Origin of the sequence: Bradyrhizobium sp. (assembly GCF_035701725.1) — a bacterium.
In the GTDB taxonomy this organism is placed as follows: Bacteria; Pseudomonadota; Alphaproteobacteria; order Rhizobiales; family Xanthobacteraceae; genus Bradyrhizobium.
Window position 1 is genome coordinate 32,797 of record NZ_DASSRP010000031.1, and the last position, 17,865, is coordinate 50,661.

The window sequence follows — 17,865 nt, forward strand, 5'->3', positions numbered from 1 at the left end:
TTACTCCGCCGCCACCATCTGCTGGGTGCGCCACTGTCCGACCAGCGCGCGCAGCGAGGCCGGTTTCACCGGTTTGTTCAGCACGGCGACATTCTCCTCGCGCGCGGCGGCGCGAACATGCGGGCTGCGGTCAGCCGTAATCAGAATGGCCGGAATCGTCTCGCCGAATTTCTTGCGGATATCGCGGATCGCGGCCAGCCCGTTGCCGCGGTCGAGGTGATAGTCGACCAGAAGTCCGGTGGCGCGCTTGTTTGCCGCCTCGATCGCCTCGATCGCCGCCTCCGGATCCGCCACCGCAATGACTTCGGCGTCCCAGCCGCTGAGCAGGGTTTTCATGCCGTCGAGGATCGCAGCATCGTTTTCGATGCAGACGATCAAGGTGCCTGCCATCGGCGTTTTCGCCAGCGGCGTCGCGCTGGTGACCGCAGCGGTGTGGTTGACGGCTGCGGCGGTCGGCACCGTCACCGAGAACAGCGAGCCGCCGCTGGCGACGGAATCCAGCGCGATGCCGTGGCCGAGTACACGCGCGAGCCGCTCGACGATCGACAGGCCCAAGCCCAAGCCGCGCGCAATCCGCGCTCCCTGCTCTAGGCGGTGGAACTCTTTGAAAATTTCGCCGCGCTTCTGCACAGGAATGCCGACGCCGGTATCATAGATGCCGATCCGCACGGATTGGCCGCGGCGGCGGCATCCGACCAGAACGCGGCCGCGCGGGGTATATTTGATCGCGTTGGAAATCAGGTTCTGCAACAGGCGCCGCAGCAGCAGACGATCCGATTGCACCGGCAGCGAGCAGGGCACGAAGGTCAGTTTCAGCCCCTTGGCGCGCGCGATCGGAGCAAACTCGATTTCGAGCGAGCGCATCAAATCGCCAATCTTGAAATTGGTGAGCGAGGTCGTCATGGCGCCGGCATCGAGCCGCGATATGTCCAGCAGCGCGCCGAGGATTTCTTCGATTGCCTCGAGCGAATCGTCGATGTTTTCGACCAGCCTGGAATCTTCGCCGCCGTTCTGGCGTTCGACGAGGCTCGTCACGTAGAGCCTTGCCGCGTTCAGCGGTTGCAGGATGTCGTGGCTGGCGGCGGCGAGAAAACGTGTCTTCGAGATGCTGGCGTCCTCGGCGGTGCTTTTCGCCAGCGCTAGTTCCGAGTTCAGGCGCGTCAATTCCTCAGTACGGTCGCGGACGCGCTTTTCCAGCGTGGCATTGGCGCGCTCCAGTGCTTCGGCCGCTTCGAATGAAGGCGTGACGTCGGAGAACGTGATGACGAGGCCGCCGCCGGGCATCCGGTTGGAACGCACTTCGATCACCATGTGGCGGTCGGCCAGGCGCTCGAGATACGGCTCGCCCTCGGTCGTATAGGCCTTCAGCCGCCGCTCGACGACCATGTCCTTGTCATCGAATTCCGAAGGCGCAATCGCGGTCATGTATTCGAGGATTTCCCTGAGCGGAATTCCGATCTGCACCAGATGCGGCGTCAGCCCCAGGATGTCGCCGAACTGCCTGTTCGAGCAGATCAGTTGCAGATCGGCATCGAACACGGCAATGCCTTGCCGCACATGGTTGAGCGCGGTCTGCAGGATCTCGCGGTTGAAGTGCAGGGCGGCGTGCGAGTCGTCCAGCAGCTTCAGCGCGGCCTTGGCGGAAACCGTGCGCTTGCGCAACAGTAGCGACATCACAAGGCGCGATGACGCCGCGCCGATCGATGAGGCGATCAGGTGTTCGGCGTGCTGCAGCAGTTCGAAATCGGCAGGCGCCGAGGGCGTCAGATGGAGGTTGTGGGTGGTCGCAAAGGCCTCGAAGGATTCCCGCGCGCGGTCAGGCCCGAGATATTGCGCCACCGTACTCTGGATGTCCTGTACGGTGACGGTGGTGCGCCAGCGGCGGAAGGTCGGCGTCATCGGCGTCAGGACGCTCGGCGCGAACAGATCCGCCTGCATTCGTTCGATCGAGGACGGCCGGCGCGAAAGCGACAGCAGCACATAGGTCAGGACGTTGAGCGAGAGCGACCACAATACGCCATGTAGAAGCTGCGGCAGGTTGGAGCCCAACAAAGCCTGCGGACGCAGCGTTTCGATCCCGAGCGGACCGTTTTGCAGGAAAGCCAGCCCCGCCGGCGTCCCGTCCAGAAAGCTCGGCAGGAACAGCGTGTACCCCCACATCGCGAAACCGGCGAGCATGCCGCCCATGGCGCCGCGGGCGGTGGCGCGCTGCCAGAACAGTCCGCCGAAAAACGCCGGCGCGAGCTGCGCGATGGCCGCAAACGACAAGAGTCCGATCGCGGCGAGCTGAGCTTCGCCCAGCGCGCGGTAATAGAAATACGCCATCGCCATGATGGCGAAGATCGCAAAGCGCCTGGCGCCGAGCAGGAAACGGCCGAAATCCTGCCGGCCGTCGCCGCGCCGGCGCTGCAGCACCAGCGGCATGATGATGTCGTTCGAGACCATGACCGAGAGCGCGACGCTCTCCACGATCACCATCGCGGTCGCCGCCGACAGGCCGCCGACGAACACCGCGACGCTCAGCAGCGGTGCATCGCCCTCCACCGGAAGCGCCAGCACGTACATGTCGGAGTCCACGGCGCCGAACGGGAACATGATGAGACCGGCAAGCGCGATCGGAATCACGAACAGGTTGATCGCGACCAGATAGGTCGGAAACAGCCAGCGCGCGCGATTGACTTCCGCAGGCGTCGAGTTCTCCACCACGCTGACGTGGAATTGGCGCGGCAGCAGCATGATCGCGCAGAAAGACAGCAGCGTCATGGTGAGGAAATTGCCGATCGACGGCACGTATGCGATGGCGCGTACGGCCTCGGGCGTTTTCATCGCGCGCTCGATCAGTTCGTGCGGCGAGAACATCCAGAAGGTGACGAAGGCGCCCGCGGCGATGAAGGCGACGAGCTTGACGATGGATTCGGTCGCGATCGCCAGCATCAGGCCGTGCTGGTGTTCGGTCGCGTCGGTCTGGCGGGTGCCGAACAGCACGGCGAAGGCCGACATTGCCAGCGTTGCGGTCAGGGCGATGTCGCCGATGATCGGGATCGAGGAGACGGCCTGTTCGTCGATCAGGATGGTTTCGAGCGAGGAGGCGACGGCCTTGAGCTGAAGGGCGATATAAGGCACCGAGCCGATAATGGCGATCAGCGCCACGGTGGCGGCGACAGCCTGGCTCTTGCCATAGCGGGCGGCGATGAAATCGGCGATCGAGGTGATGTTCTGCGACTTTGCGAGCTTGATGACGCGGCGCAGCAGCGGCGTGCAGAAACCGATCATCAGGATCGGACCGACATAAATCGCCAGGAAGTCGACGCTGGTGCGGGTGGCAAATCCGACCGAGCCGAAGAAGGTCCAGGAGGTGCAATAGATCGCAAGCGAGAGCGGATAAATCAGCGCGCTGGCGCGCCCGCGCTGCGCCGGCGAGAGGCGGTCGCCGTAACTCGCCACGAAGAACAGGAAGCCGATGTAGCCGAAGGCGGCTGCGATCACGCTCCAGTCGTGCAGCATCGCTGCTTATTCTCCCTCGCCCATGATCCGGAAAGCCTTTAGCGGTATTCCGGAACGATCATGCGCAACCGATACGCTCCGGTTCCGCGCTGAAGCGCGTGTTCGAGGGAGAATTATAGCCGGACCAGGCTGGCAACGCACGCTGCCAGACGGTTTTGCGGCCGAAATCGAGCGCCGATCGGCGGATTAAGGTTATTCCGCCGCCAGCGACTTCTGCCGGAGCGGCAGGTCGAGCTGTTCCCAGACCTGCAACAGCGCGTCGGCCAGCTGATCGATTACCGCATCGTCGTGATAGGGCGACGGGGTGATCCGCAGGCGCTCAGTGCCCTTGGCAACGGTGGGATAGTTGATCGGCTGGATGTAGATGCCGTGCTCCTCCAGCAGCAGGTCGGAGGCGCGCTTGCACTTTTCGGGGTCGCCGACGAACAGCGGCACGATATGGGTGTCGCTGGACATCACCGGCAGGCCAGCGGCGGTCAGGATCGCCTTGGTGCGGGCCGCGCGCTCCTGATGGCGCTCGCGCTCCCAATTCGAGGTCTTCAGGTGCCGGATCGCGGCGGTGGCCGCCGAGCAGATCGCGGGCGGCAACGCGGTGGTAAAGATGAAGCCCGGCGCATAGGAACGCACCGCGTCGACCATTTCGGCGCTGCCGGCGATATAGCCGCCGAGACAGCCGAACGCCTTGGCGAGGGTGCCTTCCAGGATATCGATGCGGTGCATGACGCCGTCACGCTCGGCAATGCCGCCGCCACGCGGGCCGTACATGCCGACGGCGTGCACCTCGTCGACATAGGTCATGGCGCCGTATTTCTCGGCCAGATCGCAGATTTTCGACAGCGGCGCGATATCGCCGTCCATCGAATAAAGACTTTCGCAGGCGATCAGCTTCGGCCGGTCGCCGCTTGCGCGCAACAGTTCTTCCAGATGCGCCATGTCGCTGTGCCGGAAGATCTGCCGTTCACAGCCGGCCCCGCGAATGCCTTCGATCATCGAATTGTGGTTGAGGGCATCGGAGAGAATGAGGCAGTTCGGAACGAGCTTGGCGATGGTCGCAATACCGGTCTGGTTGGAGACGTAGCCGGACGTGAACAGCAGCGCCGCCTCCTTGCCGTGGAGGTCGGCGAGCTCATGCTCGAGCTGCACCAGCGGGTGATGGGTGCCGGCGATGTTGCGGGTGCCACCGGCGCCGGTGCCGACGCGGGTCGCGGTCTCCACCATCGCGCCGACCACCTTCGGATGCTGGCCCATGCCGAGATAATCGTTGGAGCACCAGATCACGACGTTGCGGGGGCCTTTCGGCGAATGCCACACCGCGTGCGGGAAACGGCCGGCGACACGTTCCAGATCGGCAAAAACACGGTACCGCCGTTCATCATGCAAGCGGTTGAGGGCGGTACGGAAAAATTGGCTGTAATCCATCGCGGAACCTGGAACCTTGGGTGCGCAAGCGAGCACTGTTTTAGAGGGTTTCTATAATCGATGTCGAGCCGTAATCGAACACCGGCGGAAGACGGAAGACCTTGATTTCGATCAAGTTTGGGCGGGACCGACATTCGGTTCTGCCCAGCGTCGCGGCTAAGCCACGGCGCTTCCTCAAGCTTTTCTAAAACCAAGCCCCTTTCGCAAGGACAATGCATACCGGCGTGCGGCGTTGCCGCCAAAGCGCCCCCACGGTCTCCCCACGATCCATATGAATTGAAATCGAAGTTTTTGAAACAGTTGTTGCAAAGACGCGGGACTGCGGCCTAGGATCGGTCCATGGATCGTGGCCCGCTGACCGAACGCATCATCCGCAGCTTCGATGACATGCCTGCCCAGTTGCAGGCTGGCGCGCGTTACGTGCTCGATCGGCCGCGCGACGTGGCCTTGCTGTCGATGCGCGAACAGGCGCGGCAGGCCGGCGTGCAGCCGGCGACCATGACGCGGCTTGCCAAGCGTCTCGGCATGGACGGCTATGAGGAAGTGCGCGAGCTATATGCCGCGGCGGTCCGCGATGGCGACCTTGGTTTCGCCGGCAAGGCCGGCGTTCAGGTCATCAGCCAGAAACTGAAAGGCGACAAGGCGCTGGCCGCGGACATATTGGGCTCGATCGGCCAACAGATTCAAAAGTTGGCGATGCCTGCCAGTCTCGAGCGTCTGGTCAGTACGGCGAAAGCACTGGCTTCCGCACGCCGGATCTATTGCTTAGGGCTGAGGTCGAGCCATTCCATCGCCTGGCACCTTCATTATGTGCTGACACTGGTCGGCGACCGTTCGGTTCATATCGATGGCATCGGTGCGACCGGTTCCGATGCGCTGGCGCGTGCCACCAACAGGGACGTGCTGTTGGTCGTCAGCGTGATGCCGTACACGCGCCTCACCATCGAATTGGCCGAATATGCGGTTGCGCAAGGTGTCGCGGTGGTCGCGATCACGGACAGCGAAGTCGCGCCGTTGGCGCAGATCGCCCAGCATGCCGTGCTGGTTTCGACCGAGAGTCCCTCATTCTTTCACGCGATGTCGCCGGCCTTTGCCGTTGCCGAGGTGTTAGGGGCGATCGTAGCCGGCCGTGGCGGCGAGGCCGCGCTCGCCTCGCTGCGCCATTCGGACGGGCATCTCGCCGCTCTCAACACTCATCTCAAAAGCAGACCAAACAAGAAGCCGACATGACCCACATTCTTCATCGTTCCGCCAATGCCAAAATGCCCGTCGCCGTCGGCGGCAAGGGCATCGAGCTCTTCGACAAGGATGGCAAGAGCTACATCGATGCCTCCGGCGGCGCGGCGGTGTCATGCCTTGGTCACGGTCATCCCGATGTGATCGCCGCCCTGCACAAGCAGCTCGACAAGCTCGCTTATGCGCACACCGGATTTTTCACCACGGAAGTCGCTGAACAACTCGCCGACCGCCTGGTCGAGACCGCGCCCAAAGGCATCGATCACGTCTATCTGGTCAGCGGCGGCTCGGAAGCGATCGAGGCCGCATTGAAAATGGCGCGGCAATATTTCGTCGAGAAGGGCGAGCCGCAACGGCGGCATATCATCGCGCGCCGCCAGAGTTATCACGGCAACACGCTGGGGGCGCTGGCAACCGGCGGCAACGAGTGGCGCCGCGCGCAGTTCCGTCCGCTTCTGATCGAAACCCATCACATCGATCCCTGCTATGCCTATCGCTGGCAGAAAGCCGGCGAGAGCGATGCCGATTACGCGGCGCGGGCTGCGCAACAGCTTGAGGACAAGATTCTCGAGCTCGGCAAGGATACGGTCATTGCCTTCGTCGCCGAAACCGTCGTCGGCGCGACCTCCGGCGCCGTGCCGCCGGTGGCCGACTATTTCAAGCGTATCCGCGCGATCTGCGACCGCTATGGCGTGCTGCTGATTCTCGATGAAGTCATGTGCGGCATGGGTCGCACCGGAACGCTGCACGCCTGCGAACAGGACGGCATCGCGCCCGACTTGATGGCGATCGCCAAGGGGCTCGGCGGCGGCTATCAGCCGGTCGGAGCGACGCTTCTGAGCAGCAGGATTTTCGAAGCGTTTTCGAAAGGCTCCGGCTTTTTCCAGCACGGCCACACTTACATGGGTCATCCGATGGCGGCCGCCGCGGGACTGGCGGTGCAGGACGTGCTGCGCCGCGATCACCTGCTCGACAATGTTGTCGCCATGGGCGCTCACCTGCAGCGACGTCTCGAGGAGCGCTTTGCCAACCATCATCATGTTGGCGATATCCGCGGCCGCGGATTGTTTCGCGGCGTCGAGCTGGTGTCCGAGGTCGACTCCAAGAAGCCTTTTGCGGCGGAATTGAAGATCAACGCGGCCGTCAAGCGTGAAGCCATGGCGCGCGGCCTGATGGTCTATCCGATGGGCGGCACCATCGATGGTACGACCGGCGATCACGTTCTGATCGCGCCGCCTTTCATCGTGAACAAAGAGCAGATCGATACCATCGTCGAACGGCTGGGCGACGCCGTCGACGCCGCCGTCGCGGCCGTCAAATGAGGGTGCGCCAGATCCAGAGTTTTGTAGGAGGGGAGTCCATCATGAAGACAATGACCATCGGTCTTGCCGCGCTGTGCCTGTTGGCCTTCGCACCGGCTTCGGCCTCAGCCGAAAGCCTCAGCCCGACGCTGCAAAAGATCAAGGACGCCGGTACCATCACGATCGGCCATCGCGATTCCTCGGTGCCGTTCTCCTATCTCGACAACAACCAGAAGCCGATCGGGTTTTCGCTCGAGCTGTGTGACCTCGTTGTCGCCAAAGTCAAGGAGAGGCTGAACAAGCCCGATCTCAAGATCGCCTATCAGGCGGTCAATTCGTCGAACCGCATTCCGCTGGTGAAGAACGGCACCGTCGATATCGAGTGCGGCTCGACGGCCAACACCATCGCTCGTCAGCAGGAAGTCGCTTATTCCGTGATCTTCTACGCGCCGCAGTTCAAATGGCTTGCGCTGAAATCCTCGGATCTGAAGAGCACTGACGACCTCAAGGGCAAGGCCGTGGTCGTCACGCAGGGCACCAACACCGCCCAATTCGTCGCCAAGCTCAATACCGAGAAGAATCTCGGCATGAAGATCCTGCAAGGCAAGGACCACGCCGAGTCCTTTCTGTTGGTCGAGACCGGCCGCGCCAGTGCCTTCATGGAAGACGACATCCTGCTGGCCGGGCTCAAAGCCAATGCCGGCTCGCCGGATAATTTCGTGTTTCTCTCCGACGCTTATCCAAGCGATCCCTACGGGGTGATGATGGCCAAGGGCGATCCGGAGTTCAAAAAGCTGGTCGACGATGCGCTGGTCGGCGCCATGAAGTCCGGCCTCTACGACAAGCTCTACGCCAAGTGGTTCGAGAGTCCGATTCCGCCGAAGAACATCAATCTCAAATTTCAGCAGTCGGATGGGCTGAAAGCGTTGATCAAGAACCCGAGCGACAAGGCGATCGGCCAATGACGGGTGCGGGTCCAGACAGGCGCTGATCGGGGAGGACATCGGTGTCCTTGCTGTTCGAGACCGCGCCTGACGGGGTTAGCCGATACATCGACTGGATCCTGAACGGTCTTGTCTGGACCCTGTCGCTGGCGCTAGGCGCCTGGGCCATCGCGCTCGTCGTCGGTACGCTGGTCGGCGTGGCGCGGACCTTCAAGGGCGGCATTTGGCCGAAACTCGGCCGGGTCTATGTCGAGACCTTTCGCAATATTCCGCTGCTGGTGCAGATGTTCTTCTGGTACTTCGTGCTGCCGGAAATCCTGCCGCAACGAATCGGGCTTGCGATCAAGCAGATGGATCCGCCATGGGGCAGCTTCGTCCCGGCGCTGATCTGTTTGGGTCTGTTCACGGCGGCGCGGATCGCCGAACAGGTCCGCGCCGGCGTGCAGGCGCTCCCGGCCGGGCAGAGCGCCGCCGCCGCCGCGCTCGGCTTCGGCCCCGCCGGCCTCTATCGCTTGATCCTGTTGCCGCAGGCGTTTCGCATCATCCTGCCGACGCTGACCAACGAGTTCATGACGATCTTCAAGAACACCTCGGTCGCCCTGACCATCGGGCTCGTCGAGCTGACCGCGACGGCGCGCGAGATCAACGAGAATACTTTCCGCACCTTCGAGGCCTACGGCGTCGTCACCCTGGTCTATCTCGTGATCGCGATGCTGGCCTGGTTGCTGATGTACTGGATCGAGCGCGCCGTGCAGCTGCCGAGCCTCGTCAGCGGGAGCGCGCGGAAATGAAGGTCGATCTGTCCGGCATCATGTCAGTTGCGCCGTTTCTGCTGTCGGGCCTTTTGTTCACGATCCAGATCACGATCGTCGGCGTCGCCGGCGGCATCGTGTTCGGCAGTCTGCTCGCGGTCGCGCGGCTGTCGAACAATCGGCTGCTTTCGACGTTTGCAACCGCCTACATCAACGTGATGCGTTCGATCCCGCTGATCATGGTGATCTTCTGGGTCTTCTTTCTGGTCCCGTGGGCGATCGGCTGGCTGACCAATGGCGGCCGCCCGGTTGCGGTCGGCGCGTCGCTGACGATCTACATGACATTCGTGCTGTTCGAAGCGGCCTATTACGCCGAGATCGTGCGCGCCGGTTTCCGCTCGATTTCAAGCGGCCAGTATGCGGCCTGCGAGGCGCTCGGGCTCTCCAAGTTTCACGCCTACGTCTACATTCTCTTTCCGCAGGCGATCCGCAACGTGCTGCCGATACTGCTGACCCAGACCATTATCCTGTTCCAGGACACCTCGCTGGTTTACGTCATTTCGGCGACCGACCTCTTGGGTGCAGCCACCAAGATCGCCCAGCGCGACGGAAGTCTGGTCGAAATGTATCTGACCGTCGGCGTCATCTATTTCCTGTTCTGTTACAGCGCCTCGCAGCTCGTCAAACGTCTGCAAGGCCGTCTCGCCTATGGAGGGCGCTGATGATCTCGATCAGCCATGTTTCGAAGTCGTACGGCACGTTTCAAGTTTTGAAGGACTGCAATGCGCAAGTTGCCCGCGGCGAAGTGGTGGTGATCTGCGGGCCGTCGGGTTCGGGCAAGAGCACGCTGATCAAGACCGTGAATGGGCTTGAGACCATCGACGCCGGTGAGATCAAGGTCGGCGATTTTCGTCTCGCGCCCGGCGTCATCCATATGGCGGCGCTGCGCCGTTCGGTCGGCATGGTATTCCAGAGCTTCGAGCTGTTTCCGCATCTGACCGTGCTCAGCAATGTGACGATCGCGCAGACCAAGGTCCTGAAGCGTCCGAAGGCTGTTGCCGAGGAGAAGGCGCGGGCGTTGCTCGCGCGGGTCGGTCTCTCCGGCCACATCACGAAATACCCGGCGCAATTGTCCGGCGGCCAGCAGCAGCGCGTGGCGATTGCACGTGCGCTGGCGCTCGATCCCGAAGTGATGCTGTTCGACGAGCCGACCTCGGCACTCGACCCCGAGATGGTCAACGAGGTGCTGGACGTCATGACGTCGCTGGCCAAACAGGGCATGACCATGATCTGCGTCACCCATGAGATGGGCTTTGCCCGCAACGTCGCCAACCGCGTCCTGTTCATGGATGGCGGCGAAATCGTCGAGACGGCGGACGCGGTCCAGTTTTTCAACGCGCCGCAATCCGAACGTGCCAAAGCGTTTCTCGCCCGGATTCTCAAGCACTGACGATTGAGCGCCGGGCGACTTGCCCGCGGGCCACGCCCTATTCTACGATCGCTCCCAAGTCCGCCATCAAGGCGGCCGGCTTGCGAAAGGCGGGCCCAACAAAATCATGGGAGCAAACATCATGACGACGCGCCGCGATTTTCTCAAAACCGGGACAGCGGCTGCGGCCACCGGCATCATTTTTTGTGGCTGCGGATTGTTGCACGGCGTCCGTGCCGAGGAGCCGGTGCGCCACAAACTCCCCGTCAGCGTCAATGGCAAACGGGTCAAGACCGTCGATGTGCACGCGCATTGCAATTTCCACGAGGCAGGTGCGCTGCTCGGCGAGGAGGGGCACCGCCGCCAGGCTGGACCGATCAATGGGGCCGAAGAAACCTTCATCGATCTGAAGCAGCGGCTCGCTGCGATGGACGCGCAGGCCGTCGACATGGAGATCCTGTCGATCAATCCGTTCTGGTACGACAAGGAGCGCGATCTCGCTGCGCAAGTCGTCAAGATCCAGAACGAGAAACTCGCCGAATTCTGCGCCGCGCATTCGGACCGGTTCGCGGCGTTTGCTTCACTTACGTTGCAGGCCCCCGATCTGGCCGTCCGGGAACTCGAGTCCGCGGTGAAGAAGCAGGGCCTGAAGGGCGCTGCGATCGGCGGCTCCGTCAACGGCGTTGATTTTTCGGACCCGAAATTCCATCCCGTTTGGGTCAAGGCGGAAGAGCTCGGTGCGCCGCTCTTCATTCACCCGCGCGGCATTCCTGAACTTAAGAACCGGCTGGCCGGCAACGGCTGGCTCGACAACACCATCGGCAATCCCCTGGATACGACGATTGCGTTGTCGCATCTGATCTTCGAAGGCACGCTCGACCGTTTCCCCGGTCTGAAAATCATTGCGGCGCATGGCGGCGGCTATCTCGGGTCTTATGCCGATCGCTCCGATCATCCCTGCACCGTCGGGCCGAAGGGATGCAATCCGGATATCAAGCTGAAGAAGAAGCCGACGGAATATCTGCGGCAGATCTATTTCGATTCACTGGTGTTCACGCCGGAGGCGATCCGCCATCTGGCGGCGCAGGTCGGCGCGAGCCAGATCATGCTCGGCAGTGATTATCCGTATCCCTGGCAGCTCAGTCCGGTCGACCACATCTTTGCGTCGACCTCGCTGAGCGACGACGAGAAGGCCGACATCCTGGGCCGGACTGCGGCGAAGCTGTTCAATCTCGAAGCATGAAACTCAACGCGCGGGCAGCGCGATACCGGCTTCACGATAGAATCGCAGCGCGCCGGGATGAAACGGCACGATGCGGTTGTTGGCGGCATTGGCCGCGCGCGTGCCCGATGCGGTCGGGTAAATGTCCGACCGCGGATCGTCCGCCGACAGAACCGCCTTGGTGATCGCGTAGGCCACCTCGTCCGGAAGGTCCTTGTTGGCGACCACGAAGTTCCAGGCCGAGAAGCTTTTGATTTCGCCCGCTTGCCCCTTATAGGTGCCGGGCGGGATCGTCGTCGGCGACAGCGCCGGCAGTTTCCCGAGCACTGCCGCGACCTCTGCATCGGATAATCCGAATACGATCGCATCGCCTTGATCGGCGACCGCGGTCAAGGACGGTATCGGCACCACCGCGCCCTGCCACAGCGCATCAATCTCGCCATTGAGAACCTGACGAGACAGCGCGGCCGGGTCTCCATTGACGATGATGGGTTTGACATTTGCGACCTCGGCAGCGGCGCGGAAAAATCCTTCGGCCGGGCCGCGCGCCGGACCGACCCCGACCTTCTTGCCGTCGAGATCGGCGAGGGAGCGCAGGCCGCTTGAGCGCAGCGCCGCCACCTGGAACGATGTCTCGTACATCGGAAACAGCGCGCGCACGTTCTCATGGCGATGTCCGGCCGCAAAGCCGGTCCCGTTGATGGCTTCAAAGGCCGATGCCATGAACGCGGTTCCGATCGTCATTGGCGTGCTATCTACCGCCATCAGGTTGTCGTTGGAGCCACCGCTCTTCCTGACCTCGACGCGGATGTCTTTCTTCGCGAGATAGGCGGCCACGCCCTGGCCATAGGGCAGGAAGGCGCTGCCGTCGCCAGCGGTCATGAGGGTCACGGGCGCCGTGGTTTGCGCAATCGCCGCCGTCGCGAACCACACGATCAGAGCCAGCAGCCCGCAAGCTGGAACTCTTGGTCTGCAAATCATGTCGTTCTGAAGCGCAGCATGCCGTCGACTTCTTCGACGGTCAGGCGGCCCTCGACCAGCATGTAGTTGACATGGGCGACCAGTTCGCCGGCGGCAAAGCCCATCTGATGCTCGTCCAGCACGTGCTTGTGAAACACCACGGGGACGAGCTGCGCTGAAGTCTTTGACGTCTCCCGGCAGGCATCTGCGATTAACCGGCAGCGCTCCTCGTGATGATCGGCAAGCTGCTTGATCCGCGTCTTCAGGCCATAGAACGGAACGCCATGGCCGGGCAGCACCAACAGATCATAAGGCAGCGTGGTGGTCAGGCTTGCGAGCGATGCCAGGTATTCGCCGAGCGAATTCTGCTCGGGCTCGACCGCCCAGACGCTGACGTTGGGCGAAATCTTGCTCAACACCTGGTCGGCCGACAGAAACAGCTTGTCGGCGGCGCAGTAAAGCATCACCTGATCCAGCGCGTGCCCGCCACCGGTAATCACCTTGAAACGGCGCGTGCCGATCGAGATCTCGTCGCCATGCGAAATGCGGCGATAGGACGCCGGCAAGGTCGAGACCCGTTTCAGATAATCCTGGCCGCGCCCGAGCAGCTTGTCGGTCAGGTTTTCGTCCATGCCGTGGCGGCGGAAGAACAGGCGCTGTGCCTGCTTGCGTTCTTCGGTGCCGCGGTTCTGGTGATAGACCGATTGCAGGTACTCGACCTGCGACATGAACAATGGACAGCCGAAGCGCTCGACGACCCAGCCGGCAAGACCGACATGATCGGGGTGGGAATGGGTGACGATCAGGCGGCTGATCCGGACGTGAGCGAGCGGACCTTCGAACAAAGCGGTCCAGGCCGCGATCGTCTCCTCGTTGCCGAAGCCGGAATCCACCATCGCCCAGCCGTCGCCGTCGGCAAGCAGATAGATGTTCACATGGTTGAGGCGAAACGGCAGTTTCAGGCGAACCCACAGCAGGCCCGGCATGACTTCGACGACCTGATCGGCGCCCGGATGGCTTTCCCAGGGGTAGCGCAGGGCTTCTGCGGACGAAGTCATCGCCTCTGTCTTTGAAGTCATTCCGGTCCGGTTCGCGTTGGTCAGTTTCGGTGCACTATCGGTGGCTCAGCGCGCGAAGACAATCGCCATTCGATGCCGCCAGAGCAAGGCGCAAATTAAAAAGGCCGGCGCTACGCCGGCCTTTTCTCTTTCCAAGTGATCAGACGAGGATCAGTACCTCGCGACCACCGGGCCTCCCCAGTTGAAACGGTAGTTGATGCCGGCCTTCACGACGTGGTCGTCGGTGCGGAAGCTGCCGAACGGCGCCAGAGCGACCGGGGTGGTGAAGCTCGCATTGCCGAAGTTGTAGTACTGATACTCCAGCTTGCCCGACCAGTTCTGCGTGAACATGTATTCCAGGCCGGCGCCGACGGTGTAGCCGTTGCGATGGTCGTTAGAGGTCACGAACCCGGCAGGCACGCCGCCGACCGTCACCGACTCGTTGTTGTCGGAATAGGCATAGCCGCCCTTCACGTAGAGCAGCCCGGGACCCCAGGTGTAGCCGATACGGCCCGTCAGCGAGCCGAGGCCGCGCTGGCTGTTGGTGTAGGTGGAACCGTTCGGGAACACGACGCTGCCGTTGTTGCCCGCGATCCAGGAGTACGCGGCTTCCGCACCAACCACCCAGTTCGGGTTGAACTGGTAGTCGGCACCAGCCTGCACGCCGCCGAGGAAACGGCCGTTGCCGTTGTTGCCGGTCGTCAGACCGCCGAAATTGCTGTTGTCCGAGAACACACCGCCGAGGTGGCCGCCGATGTAGAAGCCGGTCCAGTTATAGAGCGGCGCGGCATAGGCCGGCGCCTTGGTGTATTGGGGGCGAGCCGCAAGATCGGCAGCCAGTGCTGGCACGGTCGCGCCGACGGCGACGAGAGCCACAGTTGCAAGCAGAAACTTCTTCATTTGTTGGTTCTCCAGAGAGTAGTCCGTTTCTTGAGACCGCGCGCATTCTGCGCCGTCCATGGCGCGCACTTAGACAGCTTTTGGGTAAAAAGCTGTCACCGATCCGCCACACTCGCGGACAACCCAACATATTGGGGAACAACAGAAATTTATGCTTAGTGACGGCTTAATGAAGCTTTAAAGAAGGCTTAATTTCGGGCATGGGTCATTAGCAAGTCGGCAACAATCGGAACCATTTGTCGTTCGCATCTGACCGGCGCTGGCTTGATTTGAGGGTTCGCAGAACTGGCCGCACCAAGGTACGGGCGCTTCGGGATACCGGGCGTTTTGATCGCATCGGCTGATGGAAACGAGAAAGCCGCGATCATGCGAAAGCACGAAAACCACCTGCAAGGCCGATCAGCCGTCATCGACACGGCACGCTTGAATCTTGCGCGCCGGACGATCTTGTTCCGCAGGTCGTTGGTATAACTGGTGCTGCCAGACAGGATTGAACTGTCGACCTCTCCATTACCAATGGAGTGCTCTACCACTGAGCTACGGCAGCGTGCCCCGGATCAGAGAATCGGCCAAAAAGGCCCTACAAGGCGGCCGATCCTTGCCACAAGGCCGGGGGTCGTGCAAGCACGGGAAAGGCCCGGCGGAAGCCGAAATCGCCGTAATTTGCGCGTTCCTCCGGCTTTGGCGGGCGCTTGGCCCGGTTTCCGCCAAAGTAGGCCGGATATTTGATCGCGCGAGAGGCAAGGTCAGCGATGCAAAAAGATCCGCAAGGCAGTGGTCGGTCGGCCGGGCAGGGCGACAAGCAGGCGCGCCGGGAACGGTTGAAGCTCGCATTGCGCGAAAATCTCAAGCGGAGAAAGTCGCAAGCGCGAGGGCGCGGCGATTTCACGCCGGCGCCATCGCCCTCTGATGAGGTGATCCGCGACGGCGACGAGGAAAACCCCGGCTAAATATCCGGTTGCTGTCGCCGTATCGGTGGAGAATATCGAGCCGAGCGGTCCGTGTTCCCAAAATGAGGCGGTAGGTGATGTCGGAGCAAGCCATGCTGGGACAAGAAACGAGCGGACCGGCAAACCTCGCCAGTGCATTCCCGCGCTACGAGCAGACCTTTCCGGTGTTGACCACCGAGGAAATCGCGCGGATGCGCCATTTCGGCGAGGAGCGCCACTATAAGAGCGGCGAAGCGTTGTTCGAGACCGGCAAGGTCGGCCCAGGGCTGTTCGTCGTGTTGTCCGGCCATGTCGCGATCAGCCATCACGATGGTCTTGGCCGCGTGACCCCGATCATCGATCAGGGACCGGGGCAATTTCTTGCCGAGATCGGCCAGTTATCGGAGCGGGCGGCGCTGGTCGACGGTCACGCCGAGGGCGACGTCACGACCTTGCTGCTCTCGCCGGCCAAGCTGCGTGCGTTGATGGTGGCCGAGGCCGATCTCGGCGAGCGCATCATGCGCGCCTTGATCCTTCGGCGGGTCAACCTCATTCGTGGCGGCGCCGGCGGTCCCGTGCTGATCGGTCCCGGAAATTCCGCCGGCGTCATCCGGCTTCAGGGTTTTCTCTCGCGCAACGGCTACCCGCACCATCTGCTGTGCCCGCATGTCGATGCCGACGCCGCCGATGTCATCGCGCGTTATCGGCCCTTGCCGGAAGAGCTTCCGCTGGTGGTCGTGCCCGATGGCACGGTGCTGCGCAATCCACGCGAGTCAGAGCTCGCGCGCGCCATCGGCATGGTGCGCGCCGTCGCAACTGACAAGGTTTACGACGTTGCCGTCGTCGGCTCGGGCCCCGCCGGGCTGTCGACGGCGGTCTATGCGGCCTCCGAAGGTTTGTCGGTGGCGGTGTGCGATACGCGAGCCTTTGGCGGGCAGGCCGGCGCCAGCGCGCGGATCGAGAATTACCTTGGTTTTCCGACCGGTATTTCAGGACATGCGCTGATGGCGCGCGCTTTCAACCAGGCGCAAAAATTCGGCGCCGAGATCATGATCCCCACCGAGGTCAAATCGCTCGATTGTTCGCGCGCCGATGGCGTTTTCGGCCTGACGCTTGAAAACGGCGACGTGGTGCGCTCGCGCGCCATCGTGATCGCGAGCGGCGCACGCTATCGGCGTCCCGAAATCGAAAACCTCGCCGATTATGAGGGGCGCGGCGTTTGGTACTGGGCTTCGCCGATCGAGGCCAGCCTCTGCGCGCGGCAACAGGTGGTTCTGGTCGGCGGCGGTAATTCCGCCGGCCAGGCCGCTGTATTCCTGTCGGGCCATGCCAGCAAGGTTCAGATGGTGATCCGCGGCGGCGGGCTGGGCGCCAGCATGTCGCGCTACCTGATCGAGCGCATCGAGGCGGCGCCCAACATCGAACTGATTTTCAATGCCGAGGTCGTCGGGCTCGAAGGCGCCAAAGAATCATCGCTTGAACGCGTGCGTTGGCGCAGCCGCCTTGCGCCCGAAGAGATGCGGTTTGATGCCCGCAACCTTTTCCTGTTCGTCGGCGCCGATCCCGCGACAGGCTGGCTCGAAGGCTGCGGCGTGAAAGTCGATCGGGCCGGCTTCGTCGTCACCGGCGCCTCGAACGGCGCGGCGGCTGCGACATCGGCGCTTCAGACCTCGGTGCCCGGCGTGTTCGCCGTCGGCGACGTCCGTTCCGGCTCGGTCAAGCGGGTCGGTGGCGCGATCGGCGAGGGCGCCGCGGTCGTCGCCGCGCTGCACGGCTATCTCAACGATTCCGCGCGGCCAAGCTTGTGAGGCCGCTGCCTGTTGGACGCTGTCTTGGTGACAGCCCGGCGAAAATTCCATGACGCGGTCATTGCGCTATGCGCAGACGGGTCACGCCATGACGCTGCAACCTGTAGCAATTTGCAGTCATCGGCCGTAGCATCGCGCGATCCAACAGGGGGAAGCGCGTCATGATGCTTGGTCTAAGTTTGCATGAAGTTACGGTCCTGCATGTCGTCATCAGTCTGATCGGAATCGTCTCCGGCCTCATCGTTTTGTATGGGCTGTTCAAGTCGCAATCGATGCCGGGCATGACCGCCATCTTCCTGATCACCACCATTCTCACCAATGCCACCGGCTTCATGTTTCCGTTCGAGAAGCTGCTGCCCTCGCACATCATCGCGATCATCTCGCTGGTGCTGCTCGCGATCGC

At 62.5% G+C, this 17,865-nt stretch carries 14 protein-coding genes, 1 tRNA gene and 1 pseudogene; 10 read left to right on the forward strand and 6 right to left on the reverse strand.

Annotated features, from left to right (window positions below; genetic code table 11):
• Positions 1-3,504, reverse strand: coding sequence for a hybrid sensor histidine kinase/response regulator (locus tag VFL62_RS01820; protein WP_325170670.1), 3,504 nt, complete (start codon positions 3,502-3,504; stop codon positions 1-3).
• A 192-nt stretch (positions 3,505-3,696) separates the two neighbouring features.
• Positions 3,697-4,923, reverse strand: coding sequence for a 5-aminolevulinate synthase (gene hemA, locus VFL62_RS01825; protein WP_325170671.1), 1,227 nt, complete (start codon positions 4,921-4,923; stop codon positions 3,697-3,699).
• A 339-nt stretch (positions 4,924-5,262) separates the two neighbouring features.
• Between hemA and VFL62_RS01830 the strand changes: the two genes are divergently transcribed.
• The 7 genes from VFL62_RS01830 to VFL62_RS01860 all read left to right on the forward strand — a co-directional run bounded on the left by VFL62_RS01830 (position 5,263) and on the right by VFL62_RS01860 (position 11,828).
• Entirely contained in the window at positions 5,263-6,153 is an 891-nt protein-coding gene (locus tag VFL62_RS01830; RefSeq protein ID WP_325170672.1) for a MurR/RpiR family transcriptional regulator, read from the forward strand.
• A complete protein-coding gene (locus VFL62_RS01835; protein WP_325170673.1) occupies positions 6,150-7,481 on the forward strand; it encodes an aspartate aminotransferase family protein in 1,332 nt (443 codons plus the stop codon). The genes VFL62_RS01830 and VFL62_RS01835 overlap by 4 nt, the downstream gene beginning before the upstream one ends.
• 41 nt (positions 7,482-7,522) lie before the next feature.
• Positions 7,523-8,425: a transporter substrate-binding domain-containing protein gene (locus tag VFL62_RS01840; RefSeq protein WP_325170674.1), complete on the forward strand. Its 903-nt coding sequence runs from the start codon at positions 7,523-7,525 to the stop codon at positions 8,423-8,425.
• 41 nt (positions 8,426-8,466) lie between these two features.
• Positions 8,467-9,195: an amino acid ABC transporter permease gene (locus VFL62_RS01845; RefSeq protein WP_325170675.1), complete on the forward strand. Its 729-nt coding sequence runs from the start codon at positions 8,467-8,469 to the stop codon at positions 9,193-9,195.
• Positions 9,192-9,878 carry an amino acid ABC transporter permease gene (locus tag VFL62_RS01850; protein ID WP_325170676.1) on the forward strand — a complete coding sequence of 229 codons (687 nt, stop codon included), beginning with the start codon at positions 9,192-9,194 and terminating at the stop codon, positions 9,876-9,878. Before VFL62_RS01845 ends, VFL62_RS01850 begins: the two co-directional genes overlap by 4 nt.
• A complete protein-coding gene (locus VFL62_RS01855; RefSeq protein WP_325170677.1) occupies positions 9,878-10,606 on the forward strand; it encodes an amino acid ABC transporter ATP-binding protein in 729 nt (242 codons plus the stop codon). Before VFL62_RS01850 ends, VFL62_RS01855 begins: the two co-directional genes overlap by 1 nt.
• 121 nt (positions 10,607-10,727) lie before the next feature.
• Positions 10,728-11,828, forward strand: a complete 1,101-nt coding sequence (locus tag VFL62_RS01860; RefSeq protein ID WP_325170678.1) for an amidohydrolase family protein — start codon at positions 10,728-10,730, stop codon at positions 11,826-11,828.
• Positions 11,829-11,831: 3 nt separating this feature from the next.
• On the opposite strand, the gene VFL62_RS01865 is transcribed toward VFL62_RS01860, so the two are convergent.
• From VFL62_RS01865 to VFL62_RS01880, 4 genes are all read right to left on the reverse strand, one after another.
• Positions 11,832-12,788 (reverse strand): TAXI family TRAP transporter solute-binding subunit, encoded by a 957-nt coding sequence (locus tag VFL62_RS01865; RefSeq protein WP_325170679.1) that lies wholly within the window; start codon positions 12,786-12,788, stop codon positions 11,832-11,834.
• Positions 12,785-13,846: an MBL fold metallo-hydrolase gene (locus VFL62_RS01870; RefSeq protein WP_325170680.1), complete on the reverse strand. Its 1,062-nt coding sequence runs from the start codon at positions 13,844-13,846 to the stop codon at positions 12,785-12,787. Before VFL62_RS01870 ends, VFL62_RS01865 begins: the two co-directional genes overlap by 4 nt.
• A 150-nt stretch (positions 13,847-13,996) precedes the next feature.
• Positions 13,997-14,725, reverse strand: coding sequence for an outer membrane protein (locus tag VFL62_RS01875; protein ID WP_325170681.1), 729 nt, complete (start codon positions 14,723-14,725; stop codon positions 13,997-13,999).
• Positions 14,726-15,197: 472 nt separating this feature from the next.
• A tRNA-Thr gene (locus tag VFL62_RS01880) sits at positions 15,198-15,272 on the reverse strand.
• Positions 15,273-15,477: 205 nt separating this feature from the next.
• Between VFL62_RS01880 and VFL62_RS01885 the strand changes: the two genes are divergently transcribed.
• From VFL62_RS01885 to VFL62_RS01895, 3 genes and pseudogenes are all read left to right on the forward strand, one after another.
• On the forward strand, positions 15,478-15,675 hold the full coding sequence (locus tag VFL62_RS01885) for a hypothetical protein (RefSeq protein ID WP_325170682.1): 198 nt from the start codon (positions 15,478-15,480) through the stop codon (positions 15,673-15,675).
• Positions 15,676-15,767: 92 nt separating this feature from the next.
• Positions 15,768-17,462 carry an FAD-dependent oxidoreductase gene (locus VFL62_RS01890; protein ID WP_325170683.1) on the forward strand — a complete coding sequence of 565 codons (1,695 nt, stop codon included), beginning with the start codon at positions 15,768-15,770 and terminating at the stop codon, positions 17,460-17,462.
• A 161-nt stretch (positions 17,463-17,623) separates the two neighbouring features.
• Positions 17,624-17,865: pseudogene (locus VFL62_RS01895) on the forward strand (hypothetical protein); the annotation flags it as partial.

Bases quoted from the DNA above. Each gene is read 5' to 3' on its own strand.
- VFL62_RS01820 (WP_325170670.1), bottom strand. From the start codon at position 3,504: ATGCTGCACGACTGGAGCGTGATCGCAGCCGCCTTCGGCTACATCGGC.
- hemA (WP_325170671.1), bottom strand. From the start codon at position 4,923: ATGGATTACAGCCAATTTTTCCGTACCGCCCTCAACCGCTTGCATGAT.
- VFL62_RS01830 (WP_325170672.1), top strand. From the start codon at position 5,263: ATGGATCGTGGCCCGCTGACCGAACGCATCATCCGCAGCTTCGATGAC.
- VFL62_RS01835 (WP_325170673.1), top strand. From the start codon at position 6,150: ATGACCCACATTCTTCATCGTTCCGCCAATGCCAAAATGCCCGTCGCC.
- VFL62_RS01840 (WP_325170674.1), top strand. From the start codon at position 7,523: ATGAAGACAATGACCATCGGTCTTGCCGCGCTGTGCCTGTTGGCCTTC.
- VFL62_RS01850 (WP_325170676.1), top strand. From the start codon at position 9,192: ATGAAGGTCGATCTGTCCGGCATCATGTCAGTTGCGCCGTTTCTGCTG.
- VFL62_RS01855 (WP_325170677.1), top strand. From the start codon at position 9,878: ATGATCTCGATCAGCCATGTTTCGAAGTCGTACGGCACGTTTCAAGTT.
- VFL62_RS01860 (WP_325170678.1), top strand. From the start codon at position 10,728: ATGACGACGCGCCGCGATTTTCTCAAAACCGGGACAGCGGCTGCGGCC.
- VFL62_RS01865 (WP_325170679.1), bottom strand. From the start codon at position 12,788: ATGATTTGCAGACCAAGAGTTCCAGCTTGCGGGCTGCTGGCTCTGATC.
- VFL62_RS01870 (WP_325170680.1), bottom strand. From the start codon at position 13,846: ATGACTTCAAAGACAGAGGCGATGACTTCGTCCGCAGAAGCCCTGCGC.
- VFL62_RS01875 (WP_325170681.1), bottom strand. From the start codon at position 14,725: ATGAAGAAGTTTCTGCTTGCAACTGTGGCTCTCGTCGCCGTCGGCGCG.
- VFL62_RS01885 (WP_325170682.1), top strand. From the start codon at position 15,478: ATGCAAAAAGATCCGCAAGGCAGTGGTCGGTCGGCCGGGCAGGGCGAC.
- VFL62_RS01890 (WP_325170683.1), top strand. From the start codon at position 15,768: ATGCTGGGACAAGAAACGAGCGGACCGGCAAACCTCGCCAGTGCATTC.